25 protein-coding genes and 1 tRNA gene are annotated in these 23,179 nt (G+C 69.3%); 15 read left to right on the top strand and 11 right to left on the bottom strand.

Annotated features, from left to right (window positions below):
* Positions 1 to 67 precede the first annotated feature (67 nt).
* From HWD99_RS16150 to HWD99_RS16115, 8 genes are all read left to right on the top strand, one after another.
* The gene (locus HWD99_RS16150) at positions 68 to 958 is read left to right on the top strand and encodes a ParA family protein (protein ID WP_241797203.1); all 891 of its coding nucleotides are present in this window, start codon (positions 68 to 70) and stop codon (positions 956 to 958) included.
* On the top strand, positions 942 to 1,787 hold the full coding sequence (locus HWD99_RS16145; RefSeq protein ID WP_241797202.1) for a ScpA family protein: 846 nt from the start codon (positions 942 to 944) through the stop codon (positions 1,785 to 1,787). Before HWD99_RS16150 ends, HWD99_RS16145 begins: the two co-directional genes overlap by 17 nt.
* Entirely contained in the window at positions 1,777 to 2,379 is a 603-nt protein-coding gene (scpB, locus tag HWD99_RS16140; protein WP_241797201.1) for an SMC-Scp complex subunit ScpB, read from the top strand. The genes HWD99_RS16145 and scpB overlap by 11 nt, the downstream gene beginning before the upstream one ends.
* On the top strand, positions 2,376 to 3,179 hold the full coding sequence (locus HWD99_RS16135) for a pseudouridine synthase (RefSeq protein ID WP_241797200.1): 804 nt from the start codon (positions 2,376 to 2,378) through the stop codon (positions 3,177 to 3,179). The genes scpB and HWD99_RS16135 overlap by 4 nt, the downstream gene beginning before the upstream one ends.
* 26 nt (positions 3,180 to 3,205) lie before the next feature.
* Positions 3,206 to 4,327 (top strand): prephenate dehydrogenase, encoded by a 1,122-nt coding sequence (locus HWD99_RS16130; protein ID WP_241797226.1) that lies wholly within the window; start codon positions 3,206 to 3,208, stop codon positions 4,325 to 4,327.
* Positions 4,320 to 5,036: a (d)CMP kinase gene (gene cmk, locus HWD99_RS16125; RefSeq protein ID WP_241797199.1), complete on the top strand. Its 717-nt coding sequence runs from the start codon at positions 4,320 to 4,322 to the stop codon at positions 5,034 to 5,036. Before HWD99_RS16130 ends, cmk begins: the two co-directional genes overlap by 8 nt.
* Positions 5,029 to 6,549, top strand: coding sequence for a ribosome biogenesis GTPase Der (der, locus tag HWD99_RS16120; protein WP_241797198.1), 1,521 nt, complete (start codon positions 5,029 to 5,031; stop codon positions 6,547 to 6,549). The genes cmk and der overlap by 8 nt, the downstream gene beginning before the upstream one ends.
* A 94-nt stretch (positions 6,550 to 6,643) precedes the next feature.
* A complete protein-coding gene (locus tag HWD99_RS16115; protein WP_241797197.1) occupies positions 6,644 to 7,591 on the top strand; it encodes an NUDIX domain-containing protein in 948 nt (315 codons plus the stop codon).
* Positions 7,592 to 7,598: 7 nt separating this feature from the next.
* Here HWD99_RS16115 and HWD99_RS16110 read toward each other — a convergent pair whose 3' ends face one another.
* Genes HWD99_RS16110 through HWD99_RS16085 form a run of 6 tightly spaced genes read right to left on the bottom strand, consistent with a single transcriptional unit; the run spans position 7,599 to position 11,446 of the window.
* Positions 7,599 to 9,059, bottom strand: a complete 1,461-nt coding sequence (locus HWD99_RS16110) for an HNH endonuclease signature motif containing protein (RefSeq protein WP_241797196.1) — start codon at positions 9,057 to 9,059, stop codon at positions 7,599 to 7,601.
* Positions 9,060 to 9,097: 38 nt separating this feature from the next.
* Positions 9,098 to 9,484, bottom strand: coding sequence for an RNA-binding S4 domain-containing protein (locus HWD99_RS16105; RefSeq protein WP_241797195.1), 387 nt, complete (start codon positions 9,482 to 9,484; stop codon positions 9,098 to 9,100).
* Complete coding sequence (locus tag HWD99_RS16100; RefSeq protein ID WP_241797194.1) at positions 9,484 to 10,173, bottom strand: lysoplasmalogenase; 690 nt, start codon at positions 10,171 to 10,173, stop codon at positions 9,484 to 9,486. Before HWD99_RS16100 ends, HWD99_RS16105 begins: the two co-directional genes overlap by 1 nt.
* Before the next feature lie 16 nt (positions 10,174 to 10,189).
* Complete coding sequence (locus tag HWD99_RS16095; RefSeq protein WP_241797193.1) at positions 10,190 to 10,645, bottom strand: hypothetical protein; 456 nt, start codon at positions 10,643 to 10,645, stop codon at positions 10,190 to 10,192.
* Positions 10,646 to 10,667: 22 nt separating this feature from the next.
* Positions 10,668 to 10,865 carry a hypothetical protein gene (locus HWD99_RS16090; protein WP_241797192.1) on the bottom strand — a complete coding sequence of 66 codons (198 nt, stop codon included), beginning with the start codon at positions 10,863 to 10,865 and terminating at the stop codon, positions 10,668 to 10,670.
* Complete coding sequence (locus HWD99_RS16085) at positions 10,862 to 11,446, bottom strand: GNAT family N-acetyltransferase (RefSeq protein ID WP_241797191.1); 585 nt, start codon at positions 11,444 to 11,446, stop codon at positions 10,862 to 10,864. The genes HWD99_RS16090 and HWD99_RS16085 overlap by 4 nt, the downstream gene beginning before the upstream one ends.
* Positions 11,447 to 11,564: 118 nt before the next feature.
* On the opposite strand from HWD99_RS16085, the gene HWD99_RS16080 reads away from it, so the two are divergent.
* A tRNA-Pro gene (locus HWD99_RS16080) sits at positions 11,565 to 11,641 on the top strand.
* Between the two features lie 208 nt (positions 11,642 to 11,849).
* Here HWD99_RS16080 and HWD99_RS16075 read toward each other — a convergent pair.
* Both HWD99_RS16075 and HWD99_RS16070 read right to left on the bottom strand, forming a co-directional pair.
* On the bottom strand, positions 11,850 to 12,731 hold the full coding sequence (locus HWD99_RS16075) for a helix-turn-helix domain-containing protein (RefSeq protein ID WP_241797190.1): 882 nt from the start codon (positions 12,729 to 12,731) through the stop codon (positions 11,850 to 11,852).
* Between the two features lie 86 nt (positions 12,732 to 12,817).
* Positions 12,818 to 13,519: an SDR family NAD(P)-dependent oxidoreductase gene (locus tag HWD99_RS16070; protein ID WP_241797189.1), complete on the bottom strand. Its 702-nt coding sequence runs from the start codon at positions 13,517 to 13,519 to the stop codon at positions 12,818 to 12,820.
* A gap of 101 nt (positions 13,520 to 13,620) precedes the next feature.
* Here HWD99_RS16070 and HWD99_RS16065 point away from each other — a divergent pair, with 101 nt between their 5' ends.
* Together HWD99_RS16065 and HWD99_RS16060 are read left to right on the top strand one after the other, a co-directional pair.
* Positions 13,621 to 14,871 (top strand): multidrug effflux MFS transporter, encoded by a 1,251-nt coding sequence (locus HWD99_RS16065; RefSeq protein ID WP_241797188.1) that lies wholly within the window; start codon positions 13,621 to 13,623, stop codon positions 14,869 to 14,871.
* Between the two features lie 66 nt (positions 14,872 to 14,937).
* On the top strand, positions 14,938 to 15,972 hold the full coding sequence (locus tag HWD99_RS16060; RefSeq protein ID WP_241797187.1) for a zinc-binding dehydrogenase: 1,035 nt from the start codon (positions 14,938 to 14,940) through the stop codon (positions 15,970 to 15,972).
* Positions 15,973 to 16,038: 66 nt separating this feature from the next.
* Here the strand turns inward: HWD99_RS16060 and HWD99_RS16055 are convergent, their stop codons facing one another.
* On the bottom strand, positions 16,039 to 16,860 hold the full coding sequence (locus tag HWD99_RS16055) for a hypothetical protein (protein WP_241797186.1): 822 nt from the start codon (positions 16,858 to 16,860) through the stop codon (positions 16,039 to 16,041).
* A 236-nt stretch (positions 16,861 to 17,096) separates the two neighbouring features.
* Here HWD99_RS16055 and HWD99_RS16050 point away from each other — a divergent pair, with 236 nt between their 5' ends.
* Complete coding sequence (locus HWD99_RS16050) at positions 17,097 to 17,273, top strand: hypothetical protein (RefSeq protein ID WP_241797185.1); 177 nt, start codon at positions 17,097 to 17,099, stop codon at positions 17,271 to 17,273.
* 122 nt (positions 17,274 to 17,395) lie between these two features.
* Here HWD99_RS16050 and HWD99_RS16045 read toward each other — a convergent pair whose 3' ends face one another.
* Together HWD99_RS16045 and HWD99_RS16040 are read right to left on the bottom strand one after the other, a co-directional pair.
* Complete coding sequence (locus HWD99_RS16045) at positions 17,396 to 18,985, bottom strand: amidohydrolase (protein ID WP_241797184.1); 1,590 nt, start codon at positions 18,983 to 18,985, stop codon at positions 17,396 to 17,398.
* Positions 18,982 to 20,220 (bottom strand): MFS transporter, encoded by a 1,239-nt coding sequence (locus tag HWD99_RS16040; protein ID WP_241797183.1) that lies wholly within the window; start codon positions 20,218 to 20,220, stop codon positions 18,982 to 18,984. Before HWD99_RS16040 ends, HWD99_RS16045 begins: the two co-directional genes overlap by 4 nt.
* 181 nt (positions 20,221 to 20,401) lie before the next feature.
* Here HWD99_RS16040 and HWD99_RS16035 point away from each other — a divergent pair, with 181 nt between their 5' ends.
* The 3 genes from HWD99_RS16035 to HWD99_RS16025 all read left to right on the top strand — a co-directional run bounded on the left by HWD99_RS16035 (position 20,402) and on the right by HWD99_RS16025 (position 23,166).
* A complete protein-coding gene (locus HWD99_RS16035) occupies positions 20,402 to 21,004 on the top strand; it encodes a TetR/AcrR family transcriptional regulator C-terminal domain-containing protein (protein WP_241797182.1) in 603 nt (200 codons plus the stop codon).
* A gap of 186 nt (positions 21,005 to 21,190) precedes the next feature.
* A complete protein-coding gene (locus HWD99_RS16030) occupies positions 21,191 to 22,333 on the top strand; it encodes a glycosyltransferase (protein ID WP_241797181.1) in 1,143 nt (380 codons plus the stop codon).
* The gene (locus HWD99_RS16025) at positions 22,330 to 23,166 is read left to right on the top strand and encodes a glycosyltransferase (RefSeq protein WP_241797180.1); all 837 of its coding nucleotides are present in this window, start codon (positions 22,330 to 22,332) and stop codon (positions 23,164 to 23,166) included. The genes HWD99_RS16030 and HWD99_RS16025 overlap by 4 nt, the downstream gene beginning before the upstream one ends.
* The last annotated feature ends 13 nt before the right edge of the window (positions 23,167 to 23,179 follow it).

Genomic DNA, 23,179 nt, shown 5'->3' with positions numbered 1-23,179 from the left:
CGCGCCGGGGGCGCAGTGCAGAGCCCTGCCGCTAGAATCGACCAAGCACGAAGGAGCAGGAGAATCGGTGGTTGAGAAAGCGGCGAAGTCCAGGGCGAAGGCACAGAAGGCCGACGAGACGCCCCTCGGACCGACCGGTCGTCCCTATCACGGGTTCCCGACCCCTGAGCCCCTGGCGTCCCACGGGCCCGCCCGCATCATCGCCCTCTGCAACCAGAAGGGCGGCGTCGGCAAGACGACCACCTCGATCAATCTCGCGGCGTCGCTCGCCGAGTACGGTCGCAAGGTGCTCGCGGTCGACTTCGATCCGCAGGGTGCGCTGTCGGCCGGCCTGGGGATCCAGACGCACGACGTGCCGACGATCTACGATCTGCTGCTCGACACGAAGCGCGACGCCCATGACGCGATCGTCCGCTCCGGTGTCGAGGGCCTCGACGTCATGCCGGCGAACATCGACCTCTCCGCAGCTGAGGTGCACCTCGTCAACGAGGTCGCGCGGGAGACGATCCTCGCCCGGGTCCTCCGCCAGGTCGCGGGGGAGTACGACGTCATCCTCATCGACTGCCAGCCGTCGCTCGGGCTGCTCACGGTCAACGCGCTCACCGCGGCGCACGGTGTGATCATCCCGCTGGAGTGCGAGTTCTTCGCGCTGCGCGGCGTCGCGCTGCTGATCGAGACGATCGACAAGGTGCGCGACCGGTTGAACCCGTCGATCACGATGGACGGCCTGCTCGCGACCATGTACGACCCGCGCACCCTGCACTCGCGCGAGGTGCTCGAGCGCGTGGTCGAGGCGTTCGGCGACGACGTCCTCGAGACCGTGATCGGCCGCACCGTGAAGTTCCCCGACGCGTCGGTGTCGGGTGTGCCCATCACCGAGTTCGCTCCCGAGCACGCCGCCGCGCAGGCCTACCTGCGACTGGCACGGGAGCTGGTCGCCCGTGGCGCCGTCGCCTGACGAGAGCTCTGTCGACACGACGGATGCCGTCGATCCTGCGACCGAGGAATCGGGTTTCCGCGTCTCCCTGTCGAACTTCGACGGCCCGTTCGATCTGCTGCTCACCCTCATCTCGAAGCACGAGATGGACATCACCGAGGTGTCGCTCAGCGCGGTCACGAACGAGTTCATCGCGTATCTCAAGGAGCTCGACGACGATGAGGAGCTCGACCAGGCGTCGGAGTTCCTCGTGGTCGCCGCGACGCTGCTCGACATGAAGGTGGCCGGTCTGCTGCCGCAGGGCGAGCTGGTCGATGCCGAGGCGGTCGCGCTGCTCGAGGCCCGTGACCTGCTGTTCGCCCGCCTGCTCCAGTACCGCGCCTTCAAAGAGGTCTCGACATGGTTCGCCCGGTGCCTGCATCGGGAGGGTCGCCGGCATGTCAGGGCGGTGCGGCTCGACGAGAAGCACCGCAAGAAGACTCCCGAACTGGTCTGGTCGCTCAGCGCCGACGACTTCGCGGCGCTCGCGCTGCTGGCCTTCGCCCCGAAGGAGATGCCGCACGTCGGGCTCGACCACCTGCACGCGCCGCTCGTCAGCATCCGCGAGCAGGCAGCGATCGTGGTGACCCTGCTCCGCAGCGCCGAGTCGGTGAGCTTCCGTGAGCTGGTCGCCGGAGTGCAGGAGCCCGGGATCGTGGTCGCCCGCTTCATCTCGGTGCTCGAGCTGTACCGACACGCCGCGCTCTCCTTCGAGCAGCTGGAGCCGCTCGGGGAACTCACGCTCCGCTGGGCGGCCGAGTCCTGGTCGGACGAGACACTCGCAAGCCTGGGGGCTGACTATGACCGATGACGTGACGACGACCGACGGTGTGACGACGACCGACGGGGCTCCGCTCGCAGAGCGGATCGAGGCGATCCTGCTGATCATCGACGAGCCCATCGGGCTGGTCGCCCTGGCCGCCGCCGTGGGCTCGCCCGTGGCGGCCGTGCGGCAGACGATCGAGACGCTCGTCGACGACTACGACGGGCGGGGGCACGGGCCGCGCCGTGGGTTCGAGCTGCGCGAGGTCGGCGGCGGCTGGCGGCTCTACGTGCGCGACGATCATGACGATCTCGTCGCCGACTTCATCGGCGGACAGGCTCCGGCCCGACTGTCGCAGGCGGCGCTCGAGACCTTGGCCGTGATCGCCTACAAGCAGCCCGTGACCCGCAGCCAGGTCGCCTCCATCCGCGCGGTGAACGTCGACTCGGTCGTTCGCACACTGCTGGCGAGGGGACTCATCACCGAGCTGTTCGCAGACGCGGAGACGGGCGCGATCAACTACGGTACGACCGACACGCTGCTGCAGCATCTCGGCATCAACTCGCTCGATGAGCTGCCACCGATCTCACCGCTGCTCGATGACGGGGCAGACGGTTTCGACGAAGGGACCATCCGATGACCTCTCCCGTTCCCGCAGACGGCGCGCAGCCCGACGGCGTCCGTCTCCAGAAGGTGCTCGCCGCGGCGGGCGTCGCGTCGCGGCGTGTCGTCGAGCAGTACATCGTCGAGGGGCGCATCCGCGTCAACGGCGAGACCGTGACCGAGCTCGGCCGGAGGATCGATCCCGAGACCGACCTCGTCGACGTCGACGGCACCGCCGTGCAGCTCGACGTCTCGAAGCGCTACGTGATGCTCAACAAGCCCACGGGTGTCGTCAGCAGCATGCGCGACGAGAGCGGTCGCCCCGATCTGCGGCGCTTCACCGAGGACTATGAGGAGCGTCTGTACAACGTCGGCCGACTGGACGCCGAGACGAGCGGGCTGCTGATCCTCACCAACGACGGCGAGCTCGCGCACGTGCTGGCGCATCCGTCGTTCGGCGTCACCAAGGTCTACATCGCCAAGGTCGAGGGAGCCGTGACGGCTCAGACGATCGCGAAGCTCACGAAGGGCATCGAGCTCGACGACGGTCCGATCGCCGCGGACAAGGCGCGTCTGCTCGACACGTCGCGCGGGTCGAGTCTCGTCGAGCTGACACTGCACTCGGGGCGCAACCGCATCGTGCGTCGGATGCTCGCGGCCGTCGGTCATCCGGTCACGGAACTCGTGCGACGGCAGTTCGGCCCGCTGCACCTGGGAACGCTCCCTGCGGGCCGGAGCCGCGAACTGAGTAAAATCGAACTCGGTGCGCTGTTGACTCTCGCGCGCCGTGATTCCGGTGTCGCCGAGGCGCCAGGCGAGCAGCAGGAGAACGAGTGACCGACACGACGAGTGCGCCCGGACGGGTGCAGGCCTCAGGCTCGGTCGCGCCCCGCGTCGCGACTCGTCTCTCGGGCACCGTCCGCATCGTCGGAGCAGGCCTCCTCGGTGCGAGCATCGGCCACGCTCTTCGGGCCAAGGGCATCGACGTCGTGCTCTCCGACACCTCGCCGGCGCAGCTGCGCCTCGCCGTCGACTACGGTGCAGGGCGGACTACCGCCGACGGCGACGCGCCGTCGCTCATCGTGGTCGCCGTTCCGCCGGACGTGACCGCGGATGTCATCGAGGCCGAGCTGTCGCGTCACCCGGATGCGGTGGTGACTGACGTCGCGAGCGTGAAGCTCGAACCGTTCCGCGAGCTGCAGCGTCGCGGCGTCGATCTGACCCGGTACATCGGCTCGCATCCCCTGGCGGGACGCGAGCGCGGGGGAGCGATCTCGGCGCGCGCCGACCTCTTCATCGGTCGCCCGTGGGTCGTGTGCCGTGATCACGATACGAAGGCGTCGGACCTCGCTCTCGTCGAGGCGCTCGCGCTCGACGTCGGCGCCACGCCGGTCGAGATGACCCCCGAGGAGCACGACCGCTCGGTCGCGCTGACGTCGCACGTGCCCCAGGTGGTCGCGAGCCTTCTCGCCGGCCGCCTCGCCGGCGCCGACGACGGCGCTCTGCGTCTGGCAGGACAGGGCGTGCGCGACACGACGCGCATCGCCGCATCCGCTCCGGAGCTGTGGGTGCAGATCCTCGGGGCGAACGCACGACCCGTGGTCGAGATCCTCGATGCCCTCGCCGACGACCTCCGTCAGGTGTCCGACGCTCTGCGCGCACCCGATGCGCCGGGCTCACGCCGTGTGGTGGCCGAGGCGATCCGCCAGGGCAACGACGGCGTCGAGCGCCTGCCCGGCAAGCACGGTCAGAACCAGCGCTTCGAGACGCTCGTCGTCATGGTGGATGACACCTCCGGTCAGCTGGGGCGCCTGTTCGGAGAGCTCGGTGAGCTCGGCGTGAACGTCGAGGATCTTCGCCTCGAGCACTCTCCGGGGGCGCAGTTCGGCCTGGCCGAGATCAGCGTCGACCCGGCCGCGCTGCACGGCGCGATCACAGGACTTCAGGAACGCGGCTGGCGGATTGCGGGGACGAGCAATGACTGATCTTTCGACGAGTGCGGAGCAGACCGTCGCGGCCGGAGCCGACTTCATCGCGATCGACGGCCCCGCCGGATCCGGCAAGTCGAGCGTCTCCAAGGCCGTCGCCCGCGCGCTCGGCTTCGGATACCTCGACACGGGTTCGGCGTACCGGGCGCTCGCCTGGCACGTGATCGACCGCGGCGCCGACACGGCGGATGCGGATGCTGTGCTCGCCGCAGCATCCGACTTCCCGGTGCGTCTCGGCCTCGACCCCGATGACCGCACCGTGCAGGTCGGCGACGTCGACGTGACGGAGGCCATCCGCGAGCCCCGCGTCTCGGATGCCGTGAGCGGCGTCGCCCGCGTCGCCGAAGTGCGCGAGCAGGTGAACCGTCTGTTCCGACGGCTCGTGGCCGACGCGCCGTACCCGGCAGTGGTGGTCGAGGGGCGTGACATCACGACCGTGGTGGCGCCCGACGCCCCCGTGCGGATCCTGCTCACGGCGGCTCCCGAGGTGCGCGCCGCGCGACGTGCCGGCGAGCTCGCCGGCGAGAACGCCGACGCGGTGGCTGCCGCCCTGCACCGACGCGACGCGTCGGACAGCACCGTCGTCGATTTCCTGAATGCCGCAGACGGCGTCGAGGTGGTCGACTCGACCGAACTCGATTTCCCCCAGACCATCGATGCCGTTCTCACGGTGATCGAACGACTCCGAGGAGCACAGCATGGCTGACGACGAATATGAAGGCGGCCCCGACCAGCTCGCCGAGAAGATGGAGTCGCTCGACGAGCAGCTCGCTGAGGCCCGCGCGGAGACTCTGCGCCAGGGCCTCGCGGACTACGAGCTCGACGACGAGGACGCGGCGCTTCTCGCCGGCATCACGCTCGGCGAGGACGGGATCCAGTTCATGCCGGCGCTGCCGGTGGTGGCGATCGTCGGACGACCGAACGTCGGCAAATCCGCGCTCGTGAACCGCATCCTCGGCCGTCGCGAAGCCGTCGTCGAGGACACCCCCGGTGTGACGCGAGACCGTGTGACGTACAAGGCCGAGTGGTCCGACCGTCGCTTCACGCTCGTCGACACCGGAGGGTGGGAGCCCGATGCGAAGGGCATCGACCGTTCGGTCGCGGCGCAGGCCGAGGTCGCGATCGATCTCTCGGACGTCGTGCTGTTCGTCGTCGACGCCATGGTGGGTGCGACGTCGACCGATGAGCACGTCGTGAAGCTGCTGCGCAAGAGCGGCAAGCCGGTGTTCCTCGTCGCGAACAAGATCGACGACGGGCGGCAGGAGCCTGAGGCCGCGGCGCTGTGGAACCTCGGTCTCGGTGAGCCGCACCCGGTGTCGGCGATCCACGGCCGCGGTGTCGCGGATCTGCTCGACGCCGTGCTGAAGAAGCTGCCCGACGTCTCGGCGGTGGCGAAGGCCGAGATCGGCGGACCGCGTCGCGTGGCGATCCTCGGGCGTCCCAACGTGGGTAAGTCGTCGCTGCTGAACAAGGCTGCCGGTGAGGAGCGGGTGGTCGTGAACGACCTCGCGGGAACCACGCGCGACCCGGTCGACGAGATCGTCGAGCTGGGCGGCAAGCTGTGGACCCTCGTGGACACGGCCGGCATCCGTCGTCGCGTGCACATGGCGCAGGGCGCGGACTTCTACGCCTCGCTGCGTACGTCTGCCGCTCTCGAGAAGGCCGAGGTCGCGGTCGTCGTGCTCGACGTCTCCGAGACGATCAGCGAGCAGGATGTGCGCATCATCGACCTCGTGCTCGAGTCCGGGCGTGCGCTCGTGCTGGCGTTCAACAAGTGGGATCGTCTGAACGACGACGACCTGGAGAACGCCGATCGCCGGCGTTACCTCGAGCGCGAGATCGAGCAGGACCTGGCGCACGTCGCCTGGGCACCGCGCGTGAACATCTCGGCGAAGACCGGGCGTCACCTCGACAAGCTCGTGCCGGCGCTCGAGACCGCCCTCGAGAGCTGGGATCGCCGTATCCCCACGGGCAAGTTCAACGCGTTCCTCGCCGAGCTGGTCGCCGAGCACCCGCACCCGCTTCGCGGAGGCAAGCAGCCGCGCATCCTCTTCGGCACGCAGGCGTCGACACGTCCGCCGACGTTCGTGCTCTTCACGACCGGATTCCTCGACCCGGGCTACCGCCGGTTCATCCAGCGTCGTCTGCGCGAGCTGTATTCGTTCGAGGGAACCCCGATCGTCGTCAACATGCGCGTGCGCGAGAAGCGTCAGCGCTGATCCGCCGAGTCCGGCACCGGTCGTCGTCATGTCTGCGTTCCCGCGTATGACTGCGATCGGTGCCGATACCGGGATGCTGTGAAAGGCTGGAACGGTGACTGTCGTACCTCCTGCTGCCGGTGAGCCTCGTCGCCCCGACGGACCGCGTAACCCCGGCGATGCCTGGGTCGTCGCGCCGTCGGGGGAGAAGTACTGGGGGCGGTTCGGGGCCGCGGGTCTTCTCGCCGTCGATCCGGAGCGGGGGATCCTGCTGCAGCACCGTGTCGCGTGGAGCCACTTCGGTGGAACGTGGGGCCTGCCCGGTGGGGCGATGCACGAGGCGGAGACCGCCATCGTGGGCGCCGTCCGTGAAGCGCAGGAGGAGGCGGGGGTGCCCGACGCCTCGGTGCGCCCGCGGTTCACGAGCGTTCTGGACCTCGGGATCTGGTCGTACACGACGGTCATCGCCGATGTCATCGTGCCGTTCGAGCCGGTGATCAGCGACCCTGAGAGCGTGGCGCTCGAGTGGGTGCCCATCGACGAGGTCGAATCGCGCCCGCTGCACCCCGGTTTCGGGCGGGCCTGGCCCGAGCTGCGCAAGCTGCTGCCGGTTCGCCCTGCGCTCGTCGTGGATGCCGCGAATGTGGTCGGCTCGGTGCCGGACGGCTGGTGGAAGGACCGCGCGGGAGCTGCGACCCGCCTCGCCACCCGTCTTGACGGCTTGGCGCTCGATGCCGCCGATCTGGAGATCGGCGGGACGGAGTGGTTCCCTGAGATCGCGCTCGTGGTCGAGGGGCAGGCGCGCGGCATCGAGGCTCTCCGTGCGGAGGACCGCGGTGAGGAGCTGCTACCCGCCGGAGTCGTATCGGTGGTGGATGCTGCTGCGGCGGGTGACGATGCGATCGTCGCGGAGGTCGAGCACCGCGTGCGCGCCGGACAGACGGTCATCGCCGTGACGAGCGACCGGGAACTGCAGGCGCGTGTCGCGGCCGCCGGCGCCGCGCAGACACGTTCGGCCGGATGGCTTCGCGGTCTGCTCGATGCCGACGGCGGAGCGGCGTGACCGCTCGTCAGACGAACATCACTCGTCGTCGTGGCGGGTCGGAGTAGCGGCGTCGCAGGGGACTTGTCCAGGTGATGGTGCCGTCGGGTAGCTGGTGAGCTGTCCAGCGGTGTCGGTCGTCGATGTCGGGATGTTTCAGTGAGTGGTGTCGTCGGCAGAGGTGACTGAGGTTGTCGATGCGCGTCCGCCCGCCGCGTGCGTGGTCGTGGGTGTGGTCGATGTCGCAGCGGTGGGCGGGCATGCGGCATCCGGGGAATCGGCAGTGCTGATCTCGTGCGCGCAGGAATCGTCGCATGGGTTCGCTCGGGGTGTAGGTGTCGGTCTCCGCGATCAGCCCGGACGGATCGAGGAACAGGCGCGTCCACCCGGTGTTGTATCCGGCGAGGCATCGTGCGATCTCGGGGGCAAGCGGCCCGTGCCCGTCGAGCTCTGCCGGGCGGTCATCGTCGCCGGTCAGCGTCGTCGCGGCGACGGTGACCTGGATGCGGGCGCTGATGTTCCCCAGGCCCGTGCCGTTCTCCGGGCTGGGTGGCGCGGCGAGCAGCAGGTCGGCGAGGACATCGGCGCGGATCTGGTCGATCGTGCGACGGTCGCCGAGGATGTGTTCGATGTCGGGGCTGGTCGGATCGGTCATCGGATCCTGCAGGCCGGCGAGGGGGTCGGTGGTGAACGTGTCGGAGTCCCCGAAGATCACGCCGTTGGTGAAGTACGCCTCGTACTGGGGGTCGTCGGGTGAGAAGTCGCTCAGATCGCGCGTGTGCTCTCCCTCGTCGTCTCGCGGGGGGAGGTGTGGTTCCCGCTCCTCGCGGGTGTGCACGATCTCGCGCGCCATCTGCGTGAGCCGATCAAGGATCCCTTCCGCGATCCACTCCGGCAGCACCGCGCTCAACAGGGCGAGCCCGTCACCGACCGAACGCACCTGCACGCACCGCTCCTCGACCGCCCTGCGCTGCCGAGCCACGAGCGTCACGCCCGCCAGCGTCGCCGCGACCTGCCGGGCGTGAGCCTTCGTCCGCGCCGCGGTCTCCCTCTCGGCGAACACGAGCACCGCCGCCTCATACAACCCCAGGGTCTCCGCACTCACACTGCCCTCATCGACCGCCTCACTGACGATCACACTCGCCCGCACGATCTCCCGGACATGCGCGACGCTGATCGCCCCCACCGCGAACGCCGCACGCGTCGCAGGCAGAGCACGCGACAACGTCCGCGCGTCGGTGAACGAATACTCGACCGACCCCGTACTCAGCCGCCCCGCAGCCGCATACTCGGCGATCATCGACCGCTGAATCGCATCACGATGAAAAGGACTCTCCACCACATCCACCTCACGCACCGCGATCCGCTGGACCAGCAGCTCACTCGCCTGCGCCTCGAGCGCCGCGATCCGTCGCCGCACCTCGACCCACTCATCGAGCAGCCGACAGCGCTCCTCGAGATCGAGGTCGAGATCAGTGCGGGTAGTCATACCTCCAGGGTAGAACAAATGTTCGGATGAATGAATGGCTACTCGGGGAAGATTCCGGCATCCCCGGATGCTCGTCCGCGCAGCCGGTCGATGTCACGTCGTTCCCGCTTGGTGGGGCGCCCTGCACCGCGGTCGCGAAGTCCGAGCGCTGCCTGCGGTTCCCGTTCCGGCGTGCGATCCTCGTAGGCCAGCGCCGCCACGGGCGCGCCGACGCGTTTGACGAGAAGCTGGCGGACGATCAGGATCCGGTCGAACCCGGCGATGCGCACGCGCAGTTCATCGCCGATCCGCACGTGCTGGGCGGCCTTCACCCTGTCGCCGTTCACGCGTACATGCCCCGCGCGGCATGCAGTCGTCGCGGCGGATCGCGTCTTGTAGACGCGGATAGCCCAGAGCCAGCTGTCGACGCGTGCCGCATCGGCCATCAGGAGCCTCGCTTTCGCAGGGTGATCAGGGAACCGGCGATGATCAGCCCCTGCCCGATCGTATAGGTGAGCATGATCGCCGGGCTGCTCCAGGAGGGGAGCGAGTCCGGGAGGAAGAGTCGGAGCGCCAGCAGCGTATCGCTGGCGAGGAAGAAGATCCCACCCGTCGCGACCAGCGGATGGCAGCGCGTCGAGAAGGCGGCGGTGGCGCCCAGCACGACGCCGTACGTCGCGACGGCGAGCAGCAGTCCGCCCGTGTGCGGTCCGAGTCCGAGGAGCATCGCCACCCACCACCCGGCATAGACGAGCGCCCACCGTGGCATGCGTCGCCTCGCGAGGTGTCGGGCGAAGAGCGCGATGTAGGCGAGATGTGCGACGCCGAAGAAGAGCAGCATGAGCGGCACCTCGGGGGCCGCGGGGAAGAAGATCCCGGCGCCGTCGCCCAGCCAGGAGAACACGATCGCCAGGGAGAGCAGGGCCAGCGCTGCGCGTGCGGTGATTCGTCTGAGCGACACCAGCACGGGGATCATGAGCAGCGGCATCAGCAGAAGCTTGGTCGGACCGGCCGCCGGACTGTCGATGGCGAGCAGCACCACATGGATCACAGAGACCACCGCATACGGCACGAATGCCCACGCGAAGGCATCGAGCCGGACGCGCCGTCGTGCCTTCTCTTCGTTGGGGGGCATCAGCGGGTCGGGTCGATCAGGACTCGACGGACACCTGCGTGATCTGGCCGTCGGTGCCGAGGTGGACGGCCGGCCAGTATCCCTCGGGAAAGTGCTGACCGCAGGTGTCGATGAGATGGAGGATGATCGTGCCGTCGGCGGAGGCCTCGAGGGTCTCGAGGCTGAGATCGGTCGCCGCATCGTCGAGCTCGTGCTGCTCGGGAGTCCCGGCGCTGAAGGCCGCGACGACGGCATCCGAGGCCAGTCGTCGCAGGGCGCCGAGCGCCGCGACGGTCTCGTGCACGTGGGGGAGCAGGCCGCGCGCCTCGTCGGCGTTCGTCCCCTCGATCATGAGGTCGAGGGGCGCGCCGTCGACGACGGTGCCGCCGGCGTACCAGTCATGCGTGAGGACTGTTCCGTCGCCCAGCTCCGTCGTCGCTCGGACGAGGGTGCCGAGCTCGGGGTCTTCGATGATCGGATGCTCGTCGCTCATGTCATCCACGCTAGTGGTCCGTTCATGGAGCGAGCTCCTTGCCCGCGGCTTCGAGATGATCCCGAAGGATGCGGATCGCCTTCGGCCCCACCCCGTGGATCGAGAGGAGTTGCTTCTCGGATGCTCCGTCGAACTGGTCGAGGCGCGTCAGTCCCTGCAGCGCCAGCTCGCGTCTCGACACCGTGCCCATCGACGCGGGCAGCTCGGACTCGCCTGTCATGAGATCAACTCTCGAGTGACGAGCGCGCGACCGGGTTTCATCTCCGCCTGCTTCGTGAATCCGGCTGCCAGGAAAGTGCTGAGGGTGCCGTGGAAGAGATCATTGGTGCGCTTCTTCTCGCCGCCGGTGTCGACCGGGTAGCCCTCGATCAGCCGCGCTCCGGATGCGCGGGCGTAGTCGACCGCGGCGCGCAGCAGCTCGAGGTTCAGCCCCGAGCCTCGGTGCTCGCGGCGGACGACGAAACACGTCACCGCCCACACGGAGTCGTCGTCGAACGGCTCGGTGGATGCCGCGGCGATCATGCGCGTACGGGGGATGCGCGCCTGCCGCGTGCGCGGCCCGATGCGGATCCACCCGGCCGCCTCGCCGTCGACAGAGGCGACGAGTCCGGGAGGCGGACCTTCGGCGATCTCCTGACGGAACAACTCCGTGCGCTGCGCAGTGGTCGTCTCGTTCCAGTCCTTGTTGCTCAGCATCGGCCAGATGCACTGGCAACTGGCCCCATCGCCGCCGCCGGTGAGCGCGTGCTGCACATCGTCCCAGCGGGCGGCCGTCGCCACATCTGTCGTGATCATCACCATGCACGCGACGGTACGCCTGGCCTCCGACACCTCGCAACGCCCGGCGCGCGTCCGGTTCGCGGAGCGCGGCCGAGTGGGGCTAAGATGGGGGAGTTGCCTGCGCGAGAGTGCAGAACAACGGGCTGTGGCGCAGCTTGGTAGCGCACTTGACTGGGGGTCAAGGGGTCGCAGGTTCAAATCCTGTCAGCCCGACCACAAGAGCTGTTGGCAATACTGATTGCAGAACAGCGAGAGAAAAGGGAAGGGCACCTGCTTCGAGCAGGTGCCCTTCCCTTTTTCGCGTACGAGGGGCCGAGGGGAACCGACGGCGATGGCGCCCGTTCGACTTCTGAGTGCGGCAAGCCGGTGGCTGGTCCTGGCTCCCCTGAGTGCAGGACGCCGTCAGCTGCCGCGGGCCAGGAGATCAGGAGGTCGCGGAATCGGCGGTCGTCGGTGTGTCGGCGCCCCAGGACGCGAGAAGCTTCAAGCGCTCCGCAGAGGGGGATCCCGGTTCGGCCGAGTAGATGAGCAGCACCTGGCCGGGCTCGGCGGTGATCGCGAGCTCCTCGTAGACGAGCGTCAGCTCCCCGACCACGGGATGGTGGAATCGCTTCTTGCCGGAACCGTGGGCTCGGACGTTATGTGCGGCCCACAGGGTGCGGAACAGCTCGCTGCGGGTGGAGAGCTCTCCGACGAGGTCTTGGATGCCCTTGTCGTGCGGGTCGCGGCCGGCCTCGGCGCGGATCACCGCGACGCACATGTCTGCGAACCTGTCCCAGTCGGGGTAGAAGTCGTGGGATGCGGGGTCGAGGAACTGGAACCGGGCGAAGTTCGGCACTCGGCCACCGTCTCCGATGAGGGGGGAGTAGAACGCACGTCCGAGGTCGTTGAATGCGAGGAGGTTCTGCCGCTGATCCCTGACCACGGCGACGGAGTCGGTGATGGACGCCAGCGCCCATTCGAGACTCGGTCGCGGAGGGCCCGGCTTGGTGCTGCGCCGGCGATGACGACCCGAGGAGGGGATGCCGTCGGCGTTGCGCGCAAGATCGAGCAGGTGCGCGTGCTCGGCATCGGAGAGCTGCAGTGCCCGGGAGATCGCATCGAGCACCGATGCGGAGGCGCCGGCGATCGCTCCCCGTTCGAGTTTCGAGTAGTACTCGACGCTGACCCCTGCGAGGGTGGCGACCTCGCTGCGCCGGAGGCCTTCGACTCGGCGGTTCGATCCCGCGGGGATGTCGGCGGCTTCCGGCGACACCCGTGCCCGGCGGGTCATCAAGAACTCCCGCACCTCTTCTCGATTGTCCATACCGCTCAGAGTAGGTCGACGGAGAGCCTATGTGGGATGCCCTGACAGTGCACCCCTCCACACCCCATGCCGTCACCGATGCGCGATCACGGCAGCGCGAGACCGGTGCGTTCCGCCAGCGTTGCGAGAAGTTCGGCCTGGAACAGGGGGTCGTGCACTGCAGCTGCAGGCTTCTGCGTCTGCTGGTGGTGCCAGTAGCCGCCGGTCTGAGGCGTCACGTCAGGATCCGTGGCCAGCCGGACCTGCGTCCGATGTCCTTCGACGAGGTCGTCGGGGGCACCCGCGCCGCCCATGCGGGTGGGCACCCAGCCGGGGTCGACCGCGTGACTCCGCGTGCCCTCCCAGCGAGTGGCGACTGCTGCGCTGAGGGCGGTCACCCACAGCTTGCTGTCACTGTAGGACCCCATTCCGGAACCCAATCCGGTCAGGTCGGTGGATCCGTCTCGATGCATGGAGCTGCTCAGGTAGATCAGTCGACCGGGCGTGATCATCACGGCGGTCAGTATGTACGGCGCGAGCGTGTTGACCGGAACGGCCTCAGGGGCGCGGAGCGCGCCTGCGTTGTGGATGACCGCGTCGAACCGACCGTAGGCGTTCGCTGCATGCGCGACGTCGATGGTCTGCGCCTGATCGGCGAGGTCACCGATGACCGTCCCGGACCACGGCCCCGTCGGGATGCGTGCAGCCGTGCGCGCGTGGACCACGACGTCGTGCCCGTCGGCTGCGAGTACCGTGGCCGTGCTCAGGCCCAGGCCGGTCGATGTGCCGGTGACGAAGATGAGTGCCATCAGCCGATTCTCGTCCAGGTCCGGTCGCGGAAGGGTCCTCTGTCAGTACACCCCTCGGCAGAGACTCCCACGCGAACCGGCGAGCGCGGAGCATGGAACCCATGCCCTCCACGACTTCACCGAGCGCGACCCGACGCCTGCTGCCTTCCGTGCTCCTGCTGTTGACGGTGTTCGGTCCGATCTCGATGGACCTCTACCTTCCCGCGCTGCCGGCCTTGACCGCGGAGCTCGGAGCCGTCACGTCGGTGGCACAGCTGACGGTGACGGCGTGCCTCATCGGTCTCGCGGCGGGGCAGCTGGTCGCGGGCCCTGTGTCCGACCGGTTCGGACGTCGAGGGATTCTGCTCGGCGGGATTGCGGCATACATTCTCACGTCGATGCTGTGTGCGCTGAGCCCGTCCATCGAGCTGCTGATCCTCGCCCGCCTCGTGCAGGGTCTCGCCGGCGGCGTCGGCATCGTCATCGCCACCGCGGCCGGCCGCGACGTCTTCGAGGGCAAGGCTCTGATCCGCTTCTACGGGCGGCTCACCGTCATCGGAGGGTTCGCTGCCGTCGTCGGACCGCTCCTGGGCGGCCTGCTGAACACCGTCACCGATTGGCGCGGACTGTTCGTCTTCCTCGAAGTCATCGGCGTGCTGATCCTCATCATCACGCTGCTCGTGTTCGACGAGACCCTTCCGGTCGAGCAGCGCGCCCGTGGCGGTTTCGAGCAGACTCTCCAGGCATACCGCACCCTTCTCCGCGACCGTCTGTTCCTCGGCGCGGTGCTGAACCAGGGATTCCTCTACGCGGCGCTGTTCGCCTATCTCGCGGGCTCGACGTTCGTGCTGCAGGACATCTACGGACTCACCCCGCAGTGGTACGCGGCGGCGTTCGGTCTCAACTCCGCCGGTCACATGATCTTCGGATACATCGCCGGCCGCACGGCGGAGCGGTGGAGCATTCCCGGCACCCTCGCGGCCGGCGTGGTCGTCACCGGGCTGGGAGCCGTGGGGCTCCTCGTCGCCGGGATGACGCCGATGCCGCTGTGGACCGTCATCGTCTCCCTGTTCGCGCTGTCGAGCGGCGTCGCGATCACCGCACCCCCGGCGACGACCCTCGCGCTGTCCGACTACCCCCAGATAGCCGGAACCGCGTCGTCCCTGCTCGGCATGGTCCGGTTCGGATTCGGCGGGATCGCCGCGCCGTTCGTCGGTGTCGCCGGCGCGCTCAGCATCCTGCCCCTCGGCATCACCACCGTCGTCACCGTGCTCCTCGCAGCGGCGGCCTGTCTCCTGCTGATGCGGCGGCGCACTCTCGCAGCCTCCTCGCCGCACACGGATGCCGCGCCGCACTCCACCCCCGTCGCATGAACGGACGGACGAGCACCTCTCCGGCATCCCTCACCCGCAGACACCCCCACAGAAAGAAGCATCATCATGCGCGCAACACTCATGTACTCGGCCGGCGACGTCCGCGTCGTCGACGTTCCCGAACCCACCATCGAGGAGGCGACCGACGCGATCATCCGCGTGACGTACGCCTGCGTCTGCGGGTCGGATCTGCACCCGTACCACGATCTCGGTGAGACTCCTGAAGGCCGCCACATGGGACACGAAGCCATCGGCGTGGTCGAGCAGATCGGTGAAGACGTCGCCACTCTCGCCATCGGCGACACTGTCATCGTTCCCTTCGCCTGGTCGGACGGCACCTGCGCCTACTGCCGTGACGGCATCACGACCTCGTGCGTGCACGGCGGGTTCTTCGACGCCGCCCCGTCTGCCACCCAGGCCGAGAAGCTCCGCATCCCGTACGCCGACGGAACCGCCGTCACGATCCCCGCGGGCACCGATGAAGCTCTCATGCCCTCGCTGCTCACCCTGTCGGACGTCTACCTCACCGGGTATCACGCAGCCGTCTGCGGCGGTGTCGAGGCCGGAAAGACCGTCGCCGTCATCGGCGACGGAGCCGTCGGGCTCTCGGCGGTCCTCGCGGCGAAGCAGCTCGGTGCCGAGAAGATCATCCTGATGGGACGCCACACCGCGCGCACTGATCTGGGTCTCGAGTTCGGTGCCACCGATGTCGTCGCCGAGCGCGGCGACGACGGCGTCGCGAAGGTCCTGGCCCTGACGGACGGAGAGGGTGCGCACGTCGTGCTCGAAGCCGTCGGACACATGCCCGCCTACGAACAGGCGTACGGCATCGTCCGCCCCGGCGGAGTGATCTCCCGCGTCGGCGTTCCGCAGTACGAGGACGCCGCCATCGGTTTCGCCTCGCTCTTCGGCAAGAACGCCACGCTCACGGGCGGACCGGCGACCGTCCGCGCGTACCTCGAGGCGGCCATCCCGCAGGTCATCGACGGCACCATCGATCCCGGCAGGGTGTTCGACCGCGAGCTGCCCCTCGAGGACATCGCGGAGGCCTACCGCCTCATGGATTCGCGTGAAGCGCTGAAAGTGCTGATTCGCCCCTGAGCGGCTCCGGGCTCCGAGCGGCCTGCTCGGGCAGATGGTCACGCGCAGGCCGCCCCGAGCCGACGGTCACGTGGTCGCGCCGGTGTTGACCCATTCCAGTGTCGACATCTTCGCCTCGATCGTCGTGAGGCCGACGTTCCCGCAGCCGACGAGGGTGAGCCTGCGCAGTCGGGGGAGGTCGTTGATGGCGGCGATGCCGGTGATCTTCTTGCAGTACTGGATGTCCACGATCTCGAGTCGCTGGAGAGCAGCCAGTTCCGAGATGTCACCCAGGGCGGTGAGGTTCTTCAGCCGCAATGACTCCAACCGGGGGAGCGCACTGATCCCGGCGAGGGTCGGCAGCGTGCGTCCGCCGATCAGGCCGAGTCGGCGGAGCCCGACCGGTTCGAGGAGGCGGAAGATCTCCTCGTCGGTGGGCACGTTCAGCAGGTTCAGTTCTTCGAGCGGCAGTTCGAGCGCCTGCCGCACGTTGTTCAGAGATCTCTGCGGGTAGAGGGAGAGCGTTCGGAGTGCGGGGAAGCTCTCCTTCTCGAATCGGAAGGGTTCGCCGACGTAGAGGGTCTTCAGGTTCGGCACCACCACATCCGGCCACACCAGGGTCCGACCCCCGATGTGCACCGAGAGCTTCTCCACACTCTCGGGGAGGTCGCCCTGCCGCAGGTGGGTGACGACGGTGGGCAGCACCCGGCCCGGCCCGATGCTGAGCGCTTTCAACCCCGTCATCGCGGTGATGATCTCCGGGAGACGATCGATCGGCCCGTCCAGGGGAGACCACAGGTGCACATCGGTGATGTGCGCGAGCTGCTCGGCGTCGTAGGCCTGGTCGTAGAACACGAGATCTCTGTCCGGCGCGTCGAACTGATCCCTGTGCGCACTGTGCAGCACCATCGTCGGCTTATTCGGTGACGCCTTCATCGATTCCCCCGTGACTCCGTCGGCTGTCGTCCACGTCGCGCTTCAGACTAGCCGTGCGTGCTGTCGCCGCTTCTGTCGTACCGCGCCGGTCCGCCGTGCCCGCACCGCCGGTCTCGGCGCGACGTGCGCCGGCATCCGCTCCGCGTCAACCCCCTCCGTCGATGGGCCGCGCACGCGTAGCGTCGCCGGTCCGACCGAAGGAGATGGCTATGAGCGATTTGCAGAACACGCAGGGAACCCCCGGCGCCGACGAGGAGGCGGACACCGCATCCGGCGGCGCCCCGGAGGAATCGTCGACGAGCTCCGACAAGAGCACTGACGAGATCCTCGAGGATGAGACGACGGACGAGAACGGCAAGCCGCTGGAGAACCCCTCCGGCGGCTGATCCGGCTCCGTGCGGGCTCGCGCGATCGCCGCTCACCGGGGAACCGGCGAGCGGTGATCTCCGTCGGCGAGGCGGTCGGCGATCACTCCGCTCCCACCCGCAGGGCGCGCCGCGCGACGGCGTCAGATCTCGTAGGCCGTTCGCCCGGCGATCACGGTCCGAACCACTCTCGTCGTGAGCAGCGACTCCGGTCCTGCGGCGAACGGGTCGGTGTCGAGCACGATGAAGTCGGCCGCCTGCCCTACCGCGATGCGACCCCGCCATTCGCCGTCGCCGATCGATGCGGCCGCATCGCGCGTCGCATGGGCGATCGCCCGGTCGAGCGGCAGGGCGAAGTGCGGATGCACCGCCGGTACGTCGGGGTCGAGGGCGGATGCCCGTGTCGTGGCCACGAACATGTTCGCGAGCGCGGCGTGCGGGGCCGTCGGCGCATCGGTCGAGAAGGCGAGCAGGGTGCCGGCATCCTCGTACTCGGGCCAGGCGAAGGCACGGTCGACCCGATGGTCGCCCAGCTGCGCGGCCCAGTTGGTGAAGATCGCCGGGTCGGCGTGCACGGGCTGCATGGATGCCGTCACTCCGAGACGCTTCATCCGCTCGGCCGTCCCGGGCGCCGCATACTCGAGGTGCTCGATGCGGTGGCGCCGCGGGCGCTCGCCGTTGGCCGCGATCGCCTCTTCCACCGCGTCCAGCGCCAGGGTGCTCGCCTCATCGCCGATGGCGTGCATCGCGACCTGGAGCCCCGCGGCATCCGCCGCCGCCACGACCGCTGCCAGGCGCTCCGCGGGCCAGATGGGGGCGGCGTTCGAGCCGTCCGCATACGGTGCTCGCATCGCCGCCGTGCACGCGTCGATCGTGCCGTCGAGGACGAGCTTGATGCCGATCACCCTGACGCCGTTCGTGTCCGTGCGGGCACGCCGCGCGGCCTCGGCCACCTGCGCCAGGTTCTCCTCGTCGTCGCCCGTGTTCGCCACGAACCAGTGGGCGGCGATCCGCAGCGGAAGAGCTCCGCGATCAGCCGCTCGGCCGAGCGCCGCCAGAGCCAGGTCGTCGAACGCCATGTCGACGGCGCCCGTGACACCGGCGGCGAGATAGGACTCGACCACGCGGGTCACCGCGGCATCCCGCTGCTCGTCCGTCGTCATCGCGTCCCTGTGCGCCCAGGCGTACTGCTGCGCGGCGGTCTCGTACAGCATCCCGGTCGCCTCGCCGTCGGCGTCGCGCTCGATGCGTCCGCCGATCGGATCGGGGGTGTCGCGGGTGATCCCGAGCTCGGTGAGCGCCGCGGAGTTCACCCAGCAGGAGTGATAGTCGTTCGCGTCGAGATAGACCGGGATGTCGGACACGACGGCGTCGATCATGTCCGCCGTGGGCGCACCGCCCGGGATCGCATCGAAGAGCCAGCCGCGCCCGCGCAGCACGGCTGCGGCGGTCGCACGCGCTCGCCGCAGCCGTTCCTGGATCTCGTCGAGCGACCGGGCGTCGGTGAGTCCCACCTGGCCGAGCGCCTCGCCCATCATGAGCAGATGGGTGTGCGCATCCGTGAACCCGGGGAGCACCGCGCGCCCGCCGAGATCCACCACGGCATCGGTCGCGGGAGCGTCGCCCTCGGCACCGACGAAGGCGAAGGAGTCGCCGTCGACGATCACGGCGTCCGCCCACCCGCCCTCATCCGCGGTGAAGAAGCGGGCGTTGCGGTACAGCGTGCGGGTCATCGGGGCATCTCCTGAGTGGTGGTCGCGCGTTCGAGGCGCGTCGAGAGCAGCGCGATCGCGCTCGCGGGCACGGCGAGCACGAAGCTCGCGATGCCCAGTGCGACCGCGAAGCCCTGGAAGCCGAGCGCGCCGACGAGGGCCGCTCCGATCACGGGCGTGAGGGCCGAGCCGACCAGGTAGACGGCGAGCAGCGGTCCTGACCAGCGCCCGTCGGAGTCGAGGGCCGCCGAGGTCGAGACGAAGTACATGAACGCGATCGCGTACACGGTGTTCCAGGCGACGAACACGACGATGAACGCGGTCGGATCCGTCGTGAACCCCTCGACGATCTTGAGTGCCCCTCCGGCGATCAGGAGCACGGCCAGCGGGACGGCGCGTCCGAGGCGGGATCCGACGATCATCAGCAGCACGGACCCGATCAGGCCGCCCGCCGTCGCGCCGCTGAGCGCGATGCCGAGGCCTTCGGGCGTCAGGCCCGTCTGCTCCGCACCCATGACCCCGGCCATGGCCCACAGCGAGTCCTCGCTCACGGCCCACAGGGCGAACACGACGAGGAGGCCGAAGCCGGCGACGGTGACGGCGCGTGATCGTGCGGGAGAGACGCGGACAGCTCCGGTCGGCGGGATCTCGATCGGCATCGCCTCGGCCACTGCTGCGGCGGCCTGCGGATCGACCACGGGCGCGGCGGGAAGCCAGGCAGAGACGACGAGTCCGAGGATGCTGAACAGGGCGAGGGCGCCGAAGACGTCGATGGGTGCGAGTCCGATGAGGGGGATCACTGCCAGCACGATCGTGATGACGCCGCGGTTCGCGAGTCCGTTGAACCCGGCGACGCGGTCGGGATTGCGGAACGCGGCGAGCGCTGCACCGGATGCGGCGACAGCGCCTCCGGCTCCGACACCACCGACCAGGAGGGCGGGGATCATGAGCGACGGCAGGAGCGCCGCGGTCAGGAAGCCGAGCGTCGCGATCCCCAGGCCCGTCCTGGCGACGGTGCGGCGATGCGCTCCTGCGCACAGCGGGGCGATGGTGAGGCCGGTCACCGCGGTGAGCAGCAGGGTAGCGGTGACGAGCCAGCTCGCGGCGAGCACGTCGATGCCGAGACCGGTCTGGGCCGCGGTGATCATGTACGGCGACAGGTTGACGCCGAGGTAGCCCGCGATGCCTATCGCGAAGGTGGCGGTGGCGGTGGGTGGTCGGAGGGGGACTCGGGTGGTGAGGTCTGTGGCGGTCATGGGGCTCCCACGGAGAGGGCACGGCGATGTGCGCGGAGGTGATGCCGGCGTGCGTCTGATGGGGCACGGTTCCGTAAACGAATGGTGTTCGTCAACGAATGGTGTTCACTATTATGCACAGGAGGGGTGCCGCGGGGAAGACTTTTTCTCGCCCGTCCCGCCGACCGAGAGTGAGTGTGCGATGCCCAGGCCCTCGAGCCCCCTGCTGTCACCGGAGATCATCGGCGCCGCAGGCCTCGAGCTGTCGCGCGCGGGCGAGCCGTTCGGGGTGAACGCCATCGCCCGTCGGCTGGGGGTGCGGCCCTCATCGCTGTACAACCACGTGGACGGCATGGACGGGATCATCGAGCTCATGCGCGGAAGGCTCATCGAGGAGTACCGGGTGGAGCCCCGCGGCGAACCCTGGGACCGGTTCCTGCTCGAGCTGCTCCGGCGTCAGCGTCGCATGTACGCCGATCACCCGCAGCTCGTGCCGCATCTGATCGGCAAGACCATCACGCACCCGGCGGTGATCACCGCGTACGACGACCTCGCGACCGTACTCATCGAGGGCGGTTTCCCCGAAGACGAGGTGCTCACGGTGATCGCGATCATCGACGCGTTCGCGATCGGATTCGGGCTCGATCTGGCCTCGCCTGACGAGGTGTGGGAGCCGGGGGAGGGCACGCGCACCCTCGGCCGGATCCTCGATGGGGCCGAACGCGGCACGGCGCGGGCCGATCGCACGTTCGAACTCGGGGTCGGGCTCCTTCTCGACTCCCTGCGCGCGCGTCTGGCCCGCTGAACCGACGACCGGCCCCGGCAGAGGGGAGAGGGCGTACGCTGGGCACAACAGCGTCGGTCGTCCGCAGTGCGGATCGACCGACGATGACCGGACCTCCCTCGGGCGGTTCCGCGGGAGGTGCCGATCGGCAGACGTCTCGTCGTCGGATCGGGCCCGTGCCCGATCCATCGCGGATGGATGCGCATCATGACGCTTTTCGGATTCCTCAGTACCTATCCGCCCACGCGCTGCGGTCTCGCGACGTTCACGGCCGCTCTCGCGTCGGCGATCGCCACGGACGACCGTGATCGGTGCATCGTGGTCCGCGTCGACGACGGCGTCCCCGCAGACGTGGCCGTATCGTCGGAGCGCCTGCGGGTCGTCGACCGGATGCTGCAACCGGGGTCCCCGGCGGGTCGGGAGGCCGCGGCGGAGGCGCTCGCCGACTGCGACGTCGTGATCGTCCAGCACGAGTACGGCATCTACGGCGGGGCCGACGGCGACGAGATCGTCGACCTGCTGCAGCGGCTGCGCGTACCGCGTGTGGTCGTGATGCACACGGTCCTGCCGACGCCGACCGCGCATCAGAGGAGTGTGACGGAGCAGATCATCGAGAACTCCGAGATCGTCGTCGCGATGACCTCCACCGCGGCGGACCTCCTCGCGGAGCAGTACGGAGTCCCCGACGAGCGACTGCGTCTCATCCCGCACGGGGTCGACGAGTGGACGACCCACATCGATGTCGTGCAGTCCGAACGTCCGGTGCTCCTCACCTGGGGGCTCCTCGGACCCGGCAAGGGCATCGAGTGGGTCATCAGGGCGCTCGCGGCGATGAAGGACCTGGATCCGCAGCCGGTGTACCGTGTGCTCGGCCAGACGCATCCGAAGGTGCTCCTCGAGAGCGGGGAGCAGTATCGGCGTTCTCTCTGGGCGCTCGCCGACGACCTGGGCGTCAGTGCGTCCGTCGAGATCGAGGCGCGCTACCAGCAGCCCGATGAGCTCGCCCGGGAGGTGGCCGGCGCGGACATCGTGATGCTGCCGTACGACTCTCATGACCAGGCGACATCGGGTGTCCTCGTCGAGGCGGTCGCCGCGGGCAGGCCGGTCATCGCGACGCGGTTCCCCCACGCCACCGAGCTCCTCGCGGACGGCGGCGGAGCGCTCGTCGCGCACCGGAGCCCCGGCGAGATCGCAGCCGCGGTGCGGATGCTGCTGGCCGACCCCGCGCACGTGCTGGCGGATGTGGAGCTCGCTCGCGCGCTCGGCTCCGTGACCAGCTGGGGCGGCGTCGCCGAGCGGTACCGTGACCTCGCGATCGAGCTGGCCATGGTCGGCGGGGCGCGCCCATGAGCGCCGTCGAGGCACCGGCGATCGCTCCGCTGTCGGTCGAGCACCTCGCGGCGCTGACGACGTCGAACGGCGTGCACGAGCACGCGCTCCTGCGCGAGCCGCGCCTCGAACACGGCTACTGCACCGACGATGCGGCGCGAGCGCTCACCGCCGTCGTGCGCGAGCCGGTGCACTCGCCCGGTCTCGCACTCCTGGCGTCGGCGTACCTCGACCTGCTGGAGTCCGCGGTCTCGGCGAGCGGCGCGGTGCGCAACCGGCGCACGGAGGCGGGCGAGTGGACGGACGAGCCGTCGACCGGAGACTGGTGGGGTCGCGCGATCGGAGGGCTCGGGGCGACGGCGAGATACTCACCCGATCCGGGTCACCGGTCGCGAGCGCTGCGTGCGTTCCTCCGCGCAGCGGCGCGGTCGTCGGCCGATGTCCGGGCCAGCGCCTTCGCGGCCGTCGGTGCGGCCGACGTCCTTGTGGCGCTGCCCGACGCGACGGCTGCCCGCATGCTGTTGATCGACTGCCTGGCACGGATCCCTCGCGTCGCCGACGGCGGATCCGGCTGGCCCGAGACGACCCTGCGATACGCCAACGGCGCTCTCTGCGAGGCGCTGATCGCGGGAGGGGATGCGCTCGGTCGCCACGAGACCCGGGATGAAGGGCTCCGCATGCTCGCGGGCCTCATCGCCGTGGAGACCTCTCCGCACGGGCACCTCTCGGTGACCGGTTCGTCAGGACGGTCGGCGGGCGAGGCCGGGCCCCTCTGGGACCAGCAGCCGATCGAGCCGGCGGCGATCGCGGATGCCTGCGCGCGTGCGCTCGACGTCACCGGGGACAGGCGGTGAGCGCACGAGGCGC

The sequence above is a fragment of the Microbacterium sp. C5A9 genome (genome assembly GCF_022627955.1).
Taxonomy (GTDB): Bacteria; Actinomycetota; Actinomycetes; order Actinomycetales; family Microbacteriaceae; genus Microbacterium.
Note: the sequence above shows the minus strand (reverse complement) of the source record. Positions and strands in the feature narration are given on the sequence as shown.